At 61.5% G+C, this 14,950-nt stretch carries 12 protein-coding genes; 7 read left to right on the forward strand and 5 right to left on the reverse strand.

Annotation, left to right across the window (positions count from 1 at the left end):
• Positions 1 to 5: 5 nt before the first annotated feature.
• Entirely contained in the window at positions 6 to 1,637 is a 1,632-nt protein-coding gene (locus AC07NR_RS21060; protein ID WP_495079375.1) for an APC family permease, read from the reverse strand.
• A gap of 235 nt (positions 1,638 to 1,872) precedes the next feature.
• Between AC07NR_RS21060 and AC07NR_RS21065 the strand changes: the two genes are divergently transcribed.
• The 7 genes from AC07NR_RS21065 to AC07NR_RS21095 all read left to right on the forward strand — a co-directional run bounded on the left by AC07NR_RS21065 (position 1,873) and on the right by AC07NR_RS21095 (position 9,332).
• Positions 1,873 to 2,643 (forward strand): AraC family transcriptional regulator, encoded by a 771-nt coding sequence (locus AC07NR_RS21065; protein ID WP_085733987.1) that lies wholly within the window; start codon positions 1,873 to 1,875, stop codon positions 2,641 to 2,643.
• A gap of 64 nt (positions 2,644 to 2,707) precedes the next feature.
• On the forward strand, positions 2,708 to 2,977 hold the full coding sequence (locus tag AC07NR_RS21070; protein ID WP_248739101.1) for a hypothetical protein: 270 nt from the start codon (positions 2,708 to 2,710) through the stop codon (positions 2,975 to 2,977).
• A gap of 180 nt (positions 2,978 to 3,157) precedes the next feature.
• A complete protein-coding gene (locus AC07NR_RS21075) occupies positions 3,158 to 4,213 on the forward strand; it encodes a Rieske 2Fe-2S domain-containing protein (RefSeq protein ID WP_495079376.1) in 1,056 nt (351 codons plus the stop codon).
• A gap of 37 nt (positions 4,214 to 4,250) precedes the next feature.
• Entirely contained in the window at positions 4,251 to 5,606 is a 1,356-nt protein-coding gene (locus tag AC07NR_RS21080; RefSeq protein ID WP_495079377.1) for an FAD-dependent oxidoreductase, read from the forward strand.
• Positions 5,607 to 5,704: 98 nt separating this feature from the next.
• Entirely contained in the window at positions 5,705 to 6,664 is a 960-nt protein-coding gene (locus AC07NR_RS21085) for a LysR family transcriptional regulator (RefSeq protein WP_248739104.1), read from the forward strand.
• Between the two features lie 94 nt (positions 6,665 to 6,758).
• Positions 6,759 to 8,885, forward strand: a complete 2,127-nt coding sequence (locus AC07NR_RS21090) for a TonB-dependent receptor family protein (RefSeq protein WP_495079378.1) — start codon at positions 6,759 to 6,761, stop codon at positions 8,883 to 8,885.
• 60 nt (positions 8,886 to 8,945) lie between these two features.
• Complete coding sequence (locus AC07NR_RS21095; protein WP_248739106.1) at positions 8,946 to 9,332, forward strand: DUF5376 domain-containing protein; 387 nt, start codon at positions 8,946 to 8,948, stop codon at positions 9,330 to 9,332.
• A 134-nt stretch (positions 9,333 to 9,466) separates the two neighbouring features.
• Here AC07NR_RS21095 and AC07NR_RS21100 read toward each other — a convergent pair whose 3' ends face one another.
• From AC07NR_RS21100 to AC07NR_RS21115, 4 genes are all read right to left on the reverse strand, one after another.
• Positions 9,467 to 10,222, reverse strand: a complete 756-nt coding sequence (locus AC07NR_RS21100; RefSeq protein WP_495079379.1) for an ABC transporter ATP-binding protein — start codon at positions 10,220 to 10,222, stop codon at positions 9,467 to 9,469.
• Complete coding sequence (locus AC07NR_RS21105) at positions 10,216 to 11,277, reverse strand: FecCD family ABC transporter permease (protein WP_114882412.1); 1,062 nt, start codon at positions 11,275 to 11,277, stop codon at positions 10,216 to 10,218. The genes AC07NR_RS21100 and AC07NR_RS21105 overlap by 7 nt, the downstream gene beginning before the upstream one ends.
• Positions 11,274 to 12,461 (reverse strand): ABC transporter substrate-binding protein, encoded by a 1,188-nt coding sequence (locus AC07NR_RS21110; protein WP_495079380.1) that lies wholly within the window; start codon positions 12,459 to 12,461, stop codon positions 11,274 to 11,276. The genes AC07NR_RS21105 and AC07NR_RS21110 overlap by 4 nt, the downstream gene beginning before the upstream one ends.
• Before the next feature lie 64 nt (positions 12,462 to 12,525).
• Positions 12,526 to 14,940, reverse strand: coding sequence for a TonB-dependent siderophore receptor (locus AC07NR_RS21115; protein ID WP_495079381.1), 2,415 nt, complete (start codon positions 14,938 to 14,940; stop codon positions 12,526 to 12,528).
• Positions 14,941 to 14,950 lie beyond the last annotated feature (10 nt).

Consider the following 14,950-nt stretch of genomic DNA (forward strand, 5'->3'; position numbering starts at 1 on the left):
AGGTTTCAATAAGCGCCGGCAGCGCGCGGGTTGGCAGCGGAGGCCGGGGACGGCGAAGCGACTTCGCTTTCATCCTCTTCGGACTCAAGACGCAGCAGGTGCGACGGCACACCGGTGGCGGCGCCCCAGTAGTAAATGCCGGTGGCGAAAGCGGCGACGACCAGCGTGTCGAAAGGGTGGACGAGGATGCCCAGGCCACCGAAAGTGCCGAGTTTCGACAGGACGATGGTCACGGCGTAGAAGGCGATCAGCCACGCGGATGAGCGCACTTGATGGGCAAGGCTCAGGTGTCTGGTCGGCACGAAACGACCACACAGCAGGTACACGACAAACATCAGAATTTGCAGGCCGAGCAGCCAGGAGACGGTGTCCCACCCGGACCAGTAGACGATCAGCGCGGCGATGATGAACGACACCGGCCCCAGCACGCCCATGCACTTGACCCGGAACGGGCGCGGCATGTCGGGTGCATTGCGACGCAGCGCGGCGACGGTCACGGGCGCCACGGCGTAGCTCAACACCAGTGCGGCGGACACCACGTTAATCAGCGCTTCCCAGGACGGGAACGGCAGGGTCCAGAACACCGACAGGGCAAAGGTCAGCCACAGCGCCGGGCGCGGGATGCCGGATTTTTCATCGATGCGGGTGAAGACTTTGAAAAAGGTGCCGGTCTGCGCCCAGCCGTAGATCACGCGAGGCGTGGCGTTCATGTAGATGTTGCCGCAGCCGCTGGGCGAGATCACCGCGTCTGCGACCACCAGATAAGCCAGCCAACCTACGCCGAGCGCCAGGGCGATGTCGCGATACGGCAGGGCGAATTCCTTGGAAACCCCGGCCCAGCCATTGGCGAGCAGTTCAGTCGGGATGCCGCCAAGGAACGCCGTTTGCAGCAGCACGTAGATTGCAGTCGACAGCAGCACCGACAGGATCAGTGCGATCGGGATGGTGCGTTGTGGATTTTTCACTTCGCTGGCCACCGAAATGATCGGGGTCAGGCCGAGGTAGGCGAAGATCACGCCGCCTGCGGAAACGGCCATCTCGATGCCCGAGAGCCCGAAAGGTGCGAAGCCCTGAACCTGAAAGTTCTCCGGTTTGAAGAAGGTGAACAGCACACCGATCACCAGCAGCGGCACGATGAACTTGAACACGCTCACCAGATTGTTGGCCTTGGCGAAGGTTTTCACGCTGCGGTAGTTGAGCAGGAAGAACACGCAGAGCAGAGCGAACTGCACCAGCCAGCCCAGCACCGTCGGATCACCGCTTCCGGCTTTGGTCAGGCCGGGAAACCAAGCTGCCGCATATTGGCGCGAGGCGACCACTTCGATCGCCACCAGACTGGAAAACGCGATCAGTGTGATGAACCCCATCAGGTACCCGAGCAGCGGCCCGTGGCTGTAGACCGGATAGCGAACCACACCGCCGGCCCGGGGCAGCGCGGCGCCCAGCTCGCAGTAGACGATGCCCAGCAGCAACACGGCGAAACCGCCCAGCAGCCAGGAAAAAATCCCAGCCGGCCCGGCAATCGCGGAAACGTGACTGGCCGCGAACAGCCACCCTGAACCGAAGATCGCTCCGAGCCCGATAAACGTGAGGTCGATCAATGAAAGCTGTTTTTTGAACTTGCCTTGGCCTGACATGGCGTCGCCTTCTTGTGAGTTATTGGATAGGCAGGTGTATGTCACTGGGACGGGCCAACATTGAACTCATCGGTGGTCGGGCGATTGATGTTTTGCGCAAGCCTGGATGACGAAATCAGCACAATTGCGCTGAACGACGGCAGGCCTCGACAGGCCGTGGGCGTTGCTGCACTCTGCACGCGAACGCCGTATGGCGGGCCCTTGGCCGATCCACCCGCGAAGGAAGACACCGACGATGCAGAACGCATTTGCGCGCCTGTGCGAGGGCGATGAGCACAATCGCCCCCAGACCCTCGAAGCCTTGGTGGCGGGCGTTGCTGCGCTGTTGCCGATGCTCGACGTGATCCCGAATGCGGTGATTTTCATCAAGGATCCGGACGCGCGTTACGTCCTGGCCAACCGCACACTAGTGCAGCGCTGCGGGTTGAAAGACCTGAAGCCGCTGCTCGGCAAAACCAGTGCGCAGGTATTTCCCGCGCAATTGGGGCCGGGTTACACCGAGCAGGATCGGCGGGTGCTGGAAGAAGGGTGGGTGCTGGAGGATCAGCTGGAATTGCACCTCTACGGCAGCCGCGAACCGGGTTGGTGTCTGACCCACAAGCGACCGTTGTACAACCGCGATGGCGCGATCATCGGTCTGGCGGGGATTTCGGTGGATCTGCAATCGGCCAGCGAAACCCACCCGGCCTTCGAGCGGCTGGCCGCCGTCGACGAGCACATTCGAACGCATTTCAATCGGCGGGTGACACTGGGCGAGCTGACGCGGATCGCTGGCATTTCGGTGGCGCAACTGGAGCGCTACTGCAAGCGCGTGTTCCACCTCACGCCTCGGCAGATGATCCAGAAAGTGCGGCTGGAACATGCCCATCGCTTGCTGCACACCGACCTGCCGATCACCGAAGTCGCCCTGCAGTGCGGCTACACCGACCACAGCGCCTTCACTCGCCAATTCAAGGCCTCGACCGGATTCACACCGCGTCAGTACCGGCAGGCGACAGAGCAATGAACGGTTCCCGGGTCATTGCGGATAAACTGAGCCCGTCAGTCCCAAGTTGCGCAGGTAAAACGAGATGAACCGGATACAGATACGCCATTGCGCGTATTTTCTTTGCGCGATCATGCTGACGTTGACGACAGGCTGCTCCAGCAAGGCTCGCTATGCGACCGTGGGTGATCGCTGCTATGCCAAAGCGGTGCCGACGATGGGCGAGGGTGGCCTGGCCTGGGGACAGACTCTGGGCCAGGCACAGAAAAAATCCATGGATAACTGCATGCGCTACGCAAGCCGCTCCGGCGGTACGCCCGGTACCTGCCAGGTGGTGTTGGCCAAGTGCAAGTGAATACCCAGTCATACCGGTATATCTGATTTCACATAAGCAACATGCTTCTCACGACATGGGCGAGGCCGGCGCGAATCTCTAGCATGGAATTCGCACTCGTCGTCCGCAGGCCAACAACACATCCAACAGCCTGCGGATGCGCACCCCTTCGGTGCCTTTTCCACGTCAAGGAGAACACTCATGTCCACGGCCGCAATAGCCTGTCAGCCCGTTACCTGGAACCCGATCACCAAGAGCAGCACCTTCACCGCACAAGACCGCGAGACGCTCAGCAAGCACTGGCACCCCGTGGCCTTCTCGGCAGACGTGACCGACAAACCCTATGCCGTCACGCTGCTGGATGAGCCGGTCGTACTTTATCGGGCCGGCGGCAAACTCAACGCCGCCCGGGACATTTGCAGTCATCGCGGCGCGCCACTGAGCAAAGGTTGGGTGAAGGGCGAAAACATCATCTGCCCGTATCACGGCCTGCACTTCGGCACCGATGGACGCTGCACGCGCATCCCGTCGGAACCCAATGCCAACCTCACCGAACGCCATCGCATCCAGATGTACTCGACCCGTGAAGACTTCGGGCTGATCTGGGTGCTGATGTCGGGAACGAATGCGCCGTTCGCTGAAATGCCGTCCTGGGCCGATGACAGCTTTCAGCGCATCCTGCCGCCGTCCATCGACATCGCGGCTTCTGCCGGCCGGCAGGTGGAAGGGTTTATCGATGTCGCGCACTTTGCGTGGATTCACCACGAGGCTTTCGCCGAGCGCGACAACCCGGTGGTGCCGACTTATAAGGCCGAGGTCACGCCGTACGGGGTTCACGCCGAGTACATCAGCAACGTCAGCAATTTCCCCAAGAGCCTGCAGCATCGCGCGCCGGAAGGCTTTCTGTGGAACCGCACCTTCGATGTCTTCGCGCCGTTTACCGCGCGCCTGACGGTAAACTTTCCCGAGCCGGAACACCGCTTGGTGATTCTGAACGCAGCCAGCCCGATCTCGGCGCGCAAGACCCGCATGTTCTGCGCCATCACCCGCAACTTCGACAAGGAGATGCCGCTGGAAGACGTCTACGCGTTCAACCAGCAGGTCTTCGAAGAAGATCGCGACATCGTCGAGCTGTGCCGCCCGGAAGACTTGCCGCTGGATCTGTCGCTGGAAATCCATATTCCTGCCGACCGTTCCTCCACCGCCTACCGTCGCGCCTTGAGTGCGCTCGGCCTGGGACGCGCTTTCACCAGCTGACTCAACCGCTGCATATCGATTGACTGGAGGATCGACCATGTTCAAGTGGGAATGTCTTGTGTGCGGCTTCATTTACGACGAAGCCGTGGGAATGCCTGAGCACGATATCCCGGCAGGGACTCGCTGGGAGGACGTGCCGGAGAGCTGGTATTGCCCGGAGTGCGGGGTAGGGAAGGCCGACTTTCAGATGATTCAGGTTGGGCAGAGTGCAGAGCCGAACCCTGTGCCGGAGCAATCTGACCCGGTGATCATTCTGGGTTCGGGGCTGGCCGGTTACACCGTGGCGCGTGAGCTGCGCAAGCTGGATAGCGACACGCCAATCCTGATCGTCACCCGCGACGGCGGCGAGTTTTACTCGAAACCGGCGCTGTCCAATGCCTTCCAGACCGGGCGCCTGCCGGAACAACTGGTGACCTTCAGCGCCGAGCAGATGGCTGCGCAACTGCAAGCGCAGATCAGGACACGGACGTCGATTGAACGGATCGACACCGATGCCCGATTGATCTACATCGACGGCCAGCCTCTTCGCTACCACGCGCTGGTGCTGGCGCTCGGGGCTGATGCGCGTCGCCCCGCGCTGCAAGGTGACGGGGTGGACGCCATCATCACCGTGAACGACCTGGAAGATTACCGGCGCCTGCGTCAGCAGATCAGCGCAGATAGCCGGATCGCCATTCTGGGCGGCGGGCTGATCGGTTGCGAGTTCGCCAATGACTTGCGGCATGCCGGTCATGAAGTGTCGGTTGTCGACCGGGCCACCTGGCCGTTGAGTCGCCTGCTGCCTGCAGAGGCCGGAGAGGAAATGGCCAATGCGCTGGCGTCGATCGGCGTCCGCCTGGAGCTTGGCAATTCGCCCGTTGCGGTTGACCGCGCGGGTAAAGGGTATGCGTTGCAACTTGCCGATGGTCGCGTGCTGGAGGCGGATTATGTGTTGAGTGCCATTGGCCTCGAACCCCGCGTCGATCTGGCGCGGGCGGCAGGTATTCGGGTTGCCGGCGGTATTGTCACTGACGCTTATTTGCGAGCGAGCGCCGATAACGTTTACGCCTTGGGCGATTGCGCGCAAGTCCATGAGCTGGTGCTGCCCTATGTGATGCCGATCATGTTGCAGGCCCGGGCACTGGCCCGGACCCTGGCGGGTCAGCCGACGCCGGTCGCTTATCCCGCCATGCCGGTGACGATCAAGACCAGCGTCTTGCCGACCATTGTGGCGTCACCGATGAGCCCCGAGGGAGAGTGGTCGACCGAGTGGACGGGGCGCTGTGACAAAGGCACTGCTCACGTGAAATCCATTTACCTGGATCAGCAGAGCCAAATGCAGGGATTCGTTCTGATGGGCGGTGCGACCCATGAAAAAGCCGAGCTGCTGAAAAGGCTGCCGGACTGGCGGTAGCGCTGCCTATGAACCCTCGCATGGACGCGAAAATGAATAGCGCTATATCATCTGGTATATAGCGCTACATCAATCTGTCCACCGGAAAAGAGGTTGCTGTGTCCAACGCTTTGCCCAACTGCGATGTTCAGCTGATCCGCACGCTCTACACGCTGCTGACAGAGTGCAGCGTTTCACGCACAGCCGAGCTGCTCGGGCAGACCCAACCGGCAATCAGTGTCGCGTTGCGCAGGCTGCGCGAGCTGACCGGCGATCAATTGCTGGTGCGCAGCGGCAGCCGGATGGTGCTGACCGCGCACGGCCTCACCTTGATCGAGCCGGTTTCGCAGGCACTGAATGGTATCGAGCAGATCCTGCACCCGGTCGACCTGTTCGATCCCGCGACAACCCGACAGACCTTTCGCATCAGCACGCCGGATTACCTGAGTGTGTTTTTCGTGCCCGCCATCATCGAGCGTTTTTATGCGCAGGCGCCGTTCGCCACGCTGGAGCTCAAGCACCTGCAAGCCGAGGGCGGCTACTCCCGTGGACTGGAGGACGGTTTTCTGGATCTGGTGATCGGCAATTGGCGAACGCCGGCCGAGCATCTTCATCTGCAACCCCTGTGCGACGATGATCTGGTTTGTCTGATGCGCGAGGAGCATCCGATTCCGCAAGGCGGGTTGACCCCGGAGGCTTACGCGGAAGCGGATCACTTGGCGGTGATGACACACAATGCGTCCGGGCAGGGCACGATTGGCGCCGAACTGGCGAAAAGCGGCCTGGTCCGGCGCGTGAAAACGACCTTGCCGTATTTCTGCATTGCGCCTTACGTGCTGGTCAAATCGAACCTGGTGTTCACCACCACACGTTCGTTTGCCAAGCACTACACCGAGTTGTTGCCGCTGCGGATCGAGCCGTTTCCCGTACCGGCGCAGCCCTTGCGCTACTACCAGCTGTGGCATGCACGCAAACATCGCTCGCAGGCTTCGAAGTGGCTGCGTAGCGTGGTGCTGGCCGCAGCCAAGGCGATTGGCCCCGAGCCTTTGATGCCGATCAGTCAGGATCGCGGGTTCTAGTCTCGACAAAAAAACAAAATCACCATGTGTTTACTTCGTTCATTCATACGTCGCAGTTCTCACTGCCCGTAACTGTCTGTCTGGAGTTCTCTCGATGCCCTCGCTCAAAACACTGCCCGCCGCGTTGCTGGGGCTGGCCCTTGCCTGTCCGGTCGAAGCCGAGTCTCAGGGCATGGAGTTGGGGCAGGTGCTGATCGGGGCTGAAGATCAGAGCGTTGAAGACCTTTCGCTGGAGGAGGCCAAGGTCCGGTTGGCGCAGGTGCCCGGCGGCACCAATGTGGTCGATATGCGTGCTCCGTTGCAGGGGCGGGTGGCGAGCAATCAGGATGTGCTGGCGTATCAGCCGGGCGTATATGCGCAGTCGGCGGGTAATGAAGGGGTGAAAATCTCGATTCGTGGCTCGGGCATCAATCGGGCTCCCGGTGCTCATGCCTCGGGGCTGTACACAATGCTCGACGGTCTGCCGCTGACCGGTCCCGGCGGTACGCCTTATGAATTGCTGGAACCACTGTGGCTCGACCATGTGGAAGTGCTGCGCGGTGCCAACGGTTTCGACCGCGGTGCGCTGGCCCTCGGTGGCGCCGTCGATTACGTCAGCCACACCGGCTACAACGCGCCGCGGTTGAATGTGCGCTACGTCATGGGCAGCCACGGCTATGCGCAACGGCAAGTCAGTTCGGGCCAGGTGCTGGGCGACTTCGATTACTACCTGTCGATGACCGATGCGCACTCCGACGGTTATCAGGATCACACCGCCAGCAAGAGCCAGGGTGTGATCGCCAACTTCGGTTATCGCTTCAATCCGAACCTGGAAACCCGTTTCTACATCCGTCACCGCGAGACCGACAACGATCTTGCCGGGCGAGTGACCAAGCACTCCATCGAACATGATCCCCGTGCGGCCAACCCGGCCTACGTGACCCGCAACGACAGCCGCGATCAGCCCGGCAGCACCTTCATCGGCAACAAGACCACGTATTACATAGACGACGACTCGAGCATCCAGACCGGTCTGGTTTATCACGACTACCCGATGGACCTGCGTGAAGGCCCCAACCGTTTAAAGGTCGCGTACACCGATGTCAGCGGCACGTTCGACTACAAGCGCCGCGATACGCTTTGGGGGCTCGAAAGCCGCAGCACCGTTGGCCTGCGGGTGACCAAGCACCTGCCCAACGACGGCGCCACTGAGTTGGTTCGGATCCCCACCGGCAACACCGCCGGTTATGCGCCGGGCACGCGCATGCGCAACTTCACTTATCAAGGCTCGGACACCGTTCTGCACTTTGGCAATGATCTGGAGATCGCCAACGACCTGTGGCTGACCACGGGCCTTGCCGCGATCTACACTCGCCGCGAGAGTGCCGTGACTTATCCTGAAGGTGGCGGCAAGACCAGCCTTGGCGACTGGGATTACGCGCCACGCCTGGGCCTGCGGTATCAGGTGACGCCGGACCTGCAACTGTTCGGCAACCTCAGTCGCTCGGTCGAAGCGCCGCATCCGTGGTCATTGATCTACAGCTCCAACGTACGGTTCCCGGCCGGTAGCGGCGCGGCCACCGGCACTCAGCGTGATCCGGTCAAACTGCAGAACCAGACCGCAACCACGCTGGAACTCGGCGGCCGTGGCGACAGCGCGCTCGGCGAATGGAGCCTCGCGTGGTATTACGCCCAAGTGCGCCACGAATTGCTTTCGGTGTTGCCGGACGCCAACGCCACAACACCCTACGAGTTAAACGCCAGCCCGACTGTGCACCAAGGCATCGAAGCCAGCCTGAACAGCAACCTGTGGTCAGCCAACGACGGCGGCAAGTTGAGCCTGCGTCAGGCCTACACCTTCAGCGACTTCCATTACCGCGACGACGACCGCTTCGGCGACAACCGCCTGCCGGGCCTGCCGATGCATTACTACCAGGGCGAACTGCGCTACGACTTCCCGCAGGGCTTCTTCGCCGCCGTCAACACGCAACTGGTGTCGAAAGTCGCGGTGGATTACGCCAACAGCTACTACGCCGATCCCTATGCCACCTTCGGCGCGACCCTCGGTTACAACGCACCCAAGGGCGACTGGCATACCTGGCTGGACATGCGCAACCTGACCGACAAGCACTACGCCGCTACCGTCACGCCGGGCTACGACGATAAAGGACTGGACGCCGCACGCTCCACGCCGGGCGAAGGCATGGCGATGTATGTCGGGGTGTCGTGGAGTCTGCTCTGAGGCTGATGCTTGAGTGTCAAACCCTGTCGATCAGTTATCTCTGGTGCATGGAACCAAAAAATGAAATTGCGATTCTCCTGGGAAGAAGCGTTCGACGACTTGTTTCCGCACTGTAGTTCAAACGTCGTGAAGGACGATGGTGGGAGCCCTTTGTCTTGCATTCTTACCGATGATGGGGGCTGCGGGCACATACACTCGCTGGAGTGGATAGACGTGGGTTTGGCGCGGATCAAATCGGTGAAGGAGTCAAAGGTCGAATTCGATCGCTGGGGTCGTGAAGATTGGGGGGCAGAGTTTTCAAAGGACTGCGTAAAAATCTATTTCCTGATGGAAGACGATTATTGTGAATTTCTAAGTCTGGAAGCCTTTGAAAAAGCCTTGATGGCATGGCGGGATTTTATTGTGTTGCCACCCGATAAAGAGGCGACACGAGAGCTGGAAATTTGAGCTTGGCCGGCGATCAGGAGAGCGCCCAGTCCATCCGGCAATTGCGTATCAAAACTGGTTTCGCTTGCCTGAGGTTTTGACCCGTCACCCACCAGCTTCGGCATCCCTGCCTTTGCGATCTGACGGGGCAACCCTCAAACAATGTCATCGATCAGAATATGGCGCTGCCCGCGACTGCATTGCTCGATCCGCGCCTCGACCTTGTAGACCGTGCGTAGCATCGGCTCGGTGATGACTTCATGGCTGGGCCCGCTGCCATGGGCCGTGCCGCCGGCAATCACCAGCACCTGATCGGCAAAACGCAGCGCCTGGTTCAGGTCGTGGATGGCGATGAACACGATCACCTCGCGGCGGCGCGCCAGGGCTTTCATGAAGTTCAGCACCTGAACCTGCCGGTGCATGTCGAGTGCGCTGGTGGGTTCGTCCATCAGCAGGATTTCCGGCTCGCGCACCAGGGTCTGGGCGATTGACACCAACTGTTGTTGACCACCGCTCAGTTCACCGAGGTTGCGAAACGACAGTCCGGTGATCCCGAGCGCATCGAGAATCTCGTCCACCAATTGCAATTCATCGTCGTGAACCGACCAGTTGGGCGTCAGTTGCTTGCGCGCCAGCAGCACCGATTCGTACACCGTCAGCCGGGCGCTGGCGTTCAAGCCTTGCGGCATGTAGCTGATGCCTTGGGTGCCTTTTTTCGAACCTTCCAGAATCACTTCGCCCGAACCGTCGATCAGACCTGCCATGCGCTTGAACAGCGTCGATTTGCCCGCAGCGTTTGGCCCGACCACAGCCACCACCTGGCCGCCGGTGAAGGTCGCGGTGCTCACGCCCGAGATGATCTCGCGCTGGCCGTAACCGGCCCCGAGGTTGTCGAGCCGCAGCTTCACCATGAGTTTTTCTTCCCGTTGAGAATCAGAGAAATGAAGAACGGCACGCCGATCAGCGACGTGACCACGCCGATGGGAAATATCGCCCCCGGGATCAGGGTCTTGCTGACCACCGAACTGGCGGACAGGATCAGCGCACCGGTCAACAACGAGGCCGGCAGGAAAAACCGCTGATCCTCACCGATCAGCATTCGTGCGATGTGCGGCCCGACGAGCCCGATAAAACCGATGGTGCCGACGAACGCCACCGGAAACGACGCGAGCAGGCTGACCATGATCAGCGTCTGAAAACGCAGGCTGCGCACGTTGATGCCGAAGCTCGCGGCCTTGTCATCCCCCAGGCGCAGGGCCGTCATCGCCCACGCGCGCTTGGCGAAGATCGGCAGGGTGATGAGGATCACCACGCAGATCACTCCGAGTTTCGGCCAGGTGGCTTTGGTCAGGCTGCCCATGGTCCAGAACACCACGGCCGCCACGGCTTGTTCGGTGGCGAAGAACTGCACCAGCGCCAGCAGCGCATTGAAGGTAAACACCAGCGCGATGCCGAGCAGCACGATGGTTTCGGCGGTGACGCCACGTCGCATGCTCATGAAGTGGATCAACAGCGCCGAAAGCATCGCCATGATGAACGCGTTGAGCGGCACCATGTATTGCGCCGCCAGCGGAAACAGCGCCACGCCGAAGGCCAGCCCCAGCGCCGCGCCGAAACCGGCCGCCGCAGAAATGCCGAGGGTGAAAGGGCTGGCGAGCGGGTTGTTGAGGATGGTCTGCATCTGCGCCCCGGCCAGCGAAAGCGCCGCGCCGACAGCGACCGCCATCAGTGCCACCGGCAGACGGATGTCCCACATCACCACCCGCACTTGTGCCGACGCGGTGTCCGGCGAGAACAACGCACCCAGCACTTCGTTGAGGCTGTAACGCGCCGGACCGAGCGCCAGATCAAGCAACACGCTGAAGATCAGCAGCACGGCCAGCCCAAGCAGGATCAGCCGCTTACGCAGCACCAGCCGCCGGTAGGTGACGCTCTGCACAATCGGTGCTTCGCCCAGCGAACTCATGGTTTGGCCTCGGTCTTTTGCAGGCTGACGAAATAGCCAGGTTCATAAGGCACCGGCAGGAAGCGCTCGTGCAGCTCGCGAAATGCGGCATCCGGATCAAGATCGGCGAACAGTTCCGGGTGGAACCATTTGGCCAATTGCTGAATGGCCACGAACTGGTAAGGGCTGTTGTAGAACTGATGCCAGATCGCATGAAACGCCTGAGTGTGCTGCGCCTTGATCCCGGCATAAGCCGGGCGCTGGGTGTACCAGGTTAGTTTGCGCCGGGCTTCGGCCAGGTCCGCGCCCGGACCGACGCCGACCCAATGGCCGCCCGGTGCAAAGGCTTCCCAGTCGGCGCTGGTGACCACCACGTGGTCGGGATTGGCGACGATCACTTGTTCAGGGTTCAGTTGCCCGAACGTACTCGGAATGATCCGGCGGGCAATGTTGTTGCCGCCGGCCATGTCGACGAACAGGCCGAAGTTCTCGTTGCCGAAACTCAGGCAGCAGTCATCGGTGTAGCCGCCGATGCGTTCGATGAACACGCTGGGGCGGGCAGGGTGGTGTTTCTCGATCACGTCGGTGACGCGGTGGATCTGCTGGTTACGAAAATCGATGAAGGCTTCGGCGCGTTCTTCCTTGCCGAACAACTTGCCGAACAGGCGCATGGTCGGCTCGGTGTTCTGCATGGGGTTGTTGCGAAAGTCGACGTACACCACCGGGATGCCGAGGGCGTCGAGTTTCTCGATGTAGCGCGCATCTTCGGTCGCGTGCTGGGCTTCGATGTTGAGAATGATCACGTCAGGCTTTTGGGAAATCGCCTGCTCGATGTCGAAGGTGCCGCTCTCGAAGCCGCCGAAGGTCGGGATTTTTGCGATGTCGGGGAATTTGCGCAGGTAGGCGTTGTAGGTGTCCGGGTCGGACTGGATCAGGTCCTTGCGCCAGCCGACGATGCGTTCGATGGGGTTCTGCGTGTCCAGCGCGGCCACCAGATACAACTGGCGACCTTCACCCAGGATCACCCGACGGACCGGCAGGTGAACCTTGACCGTGCGGCCCTGCAAATCAGTCACGGTGCCCAGTGCCGGATCCGGTTCGGCAGCCTGTGCGCTGTCTGGCATCAGGGAGGAAATCGACAAACCCAGCAGCCCGGCGAACAGCAGGGTGGCGAAGGTCTGGCGGCGGCGAAAAACATTAACCATGGTGTATGCCTTTGCAAAAGCCGGATCGGACCACGACGCCAGGCGCCGCACCGGGCCGGACGTTTCAGAAATCGACAGTGGCCGAGAGCAACAAGGTACGAGGCGCGCCCTGGGAGAACGCGCCGTAGGAGGCGACGCCTGACCAGTATTTACGGTCGAACACGTTCTGCACGGTGGCCCGGAAAGTGGTCGGGCGCTCCGCGATGCGCGTCGCGTAGCGGGCGCCGACGTCGAAGCGGGTCCAGTCATCCAGTTTTTGCGTGTTGGCCTGATCGACGTACTGGCTGCCGGTGTAGATGGCGCCGCTGGTCAGCGTCAGGCCTTCGACTTGCGGGACGTCCCATTCAGCCCAGAGGTTGGCCTGCACCTCTGGCACCCCCACGGGCTTGTTGCCGCGGTTGGCGGCAACGCTGGTTCGGGTCAGCTCTCCGTCGAGCAGCGTCACGCCACCGAGCAGGCGAGTGCCCTGGGTGACTTCGCCTGCCATGTTCAGCTCCACGCCGCGATTGCGTTGCTCGCCCTGGACCGAAAACACGCCCGAGGCCAGTTCACCGCTGGGTTTCTGTAACTGGAACAGCGCGAGGGTGGACATGAAACTGCCGTAGTCGAGCTTGACTCCGACCTCCTGCTGGCGGGACACATAAGGTGAAAAGATCTCGCCGGCGTTCGAAGCGGCGGACGGCGCGATGTCTCCCTTGCTCAGGCCCTCGACGTAGTTGTAGTAGAACGCGACGTGATCCCAGGGTTTGACCACAACCCCGTACAGCGGCGTGGATCTGCTCTTGTCGTAGGAGGTCGTGACGAAGCCGGCCGCGTTGTAGTTGTCCGACTTGATGTTCTGCTGGCGCAACCCGACCGTGACTTGCACGCGCTCGTCGAGCACCGACAGGGTGTCGGCAAGGGCCACGCCCGACAGTTCGCTTTGCGAGACTTTGGGTGTATCGGGTTTGGCGATTGCAGGTTTCGGGCGGTCGATCGGGTGGTAAATGTTGGACAGGATCGCCGGCCCGGAAATGATGCCCCGCGCCAGCTCATCGCGATAGCGGGTGACTTGCAGGGCCGTGCTGTGGCTGACCGGCCCGGTATCGAAACGCAGGCGTGCCCCGGCGTCGACGGTGTAGCGCTGGACTTCGAATTTGTAATAGCCGGGGATCGAAGAGGTGTCGCCCGCGTCGTTGATGATGGTCGGCGTCTGGTCGGACATGCGTGCGACATCCGACCGTCCGCCACCGGCGTGGGCGAACAGCGTCAGGTTATCGTTGAGGTCGTATTCGCCACCGAGCAACGCCGATTTGTCCCGGGTGTCCGACCAGCCCCATTCCTGGCTGACGCTGGTGCGTCCGTTGGCCGCCGACGGAATGTCCACGCCGGGGGCGATCAGGAATGGTCGGGAAGCGGCGTCGAATGATTCTTTCTGGTTGATCAGATCCAGGGTGGTGCGCAGACGCTCGCCCTGATAGTCGAGGGAAATCGCGCCAATACCGACCTCCCGTGACTGCTTTTCGATGGCGGTTTCGCCTTGCTGGATGCTGCCGTTGATCCTCACTCCGAACCGCCGTTCTTCACCGAAGCGGCGGCTGATGTCGAGGTGGCTGCCCACTTGTGTGTTCAAGGCGTAATTGGCTGTGAAGCGGGTGAGGTCTTCGTCCAGCGAACGTTTGGGCACCACGTTGATCACGCCGCCGACGCCGCTGTTGGGCGACATGCCGTAGAGCAGGGCGGCGGGGCCTTTGACCAGTTCGATGCGTTCGGCGTATTCGGTGAAGACCCGGTAGTTGGAGGCCACGCCGTACACGCCGTCGAACGCCAGTTCACCGAGGTTGCCTTCGCCGACCGGAAAACCGCGAATGAAAAACGAGTCGACAATGCCGCCGGCCTGTCCCGTGGAGCGCACCGAAGAATCGCGCTCGAGCAAGTCTCCGACCGTGACCGCTTGCTGGTCCTTGATCAGCGTCGAAGTGTAGCTGCTGACGCTGAACGGGGCGTCCATCGCATCGCGGTTGCCCAGAATACCGAGGCGTCCGCCGCGAGCGGCCTGACCGCCCGGCAGCACCGATGGCAGGCTGTCGGTGCGCTGGTCGACGCCTTCGACCGTGGTGTCCGACAACGTGACCCGGCGTACCACCAGTGTCCAGGTGCCGTCGCTGCGGGCGACCATTTCCAGGCCGCTGCCTTCCAACAGACGGGACACCGCTTCCTGAATCGAGTACCTGCCGGACAATCCCGGGCTGACGAGGCCTTCGGTGATCGATGGCTGAAACGACAGGGCAATCCCGGCGTCGACGGCAAAACTCGACAGGGTCACGCCAAGCGGCCCCGGAGCGATGTTGTAGGCTCGAACGGTGACTGCGTCCAGTTGCGCCGGCTCGGCAGTCAGCGCGAACGCACCGCCAGCCAGGCCCAGCATAAAGCTGAGCAACACACTGCGAATAACGGGCTTTAGCAGACGATCCGGAAGCAAGGGTCGTGCAACGAGCATGAAGGGATGA

This window comes from Pseudomonas sp. GW821-FHT09C09, from assembly GCF_059418105.1.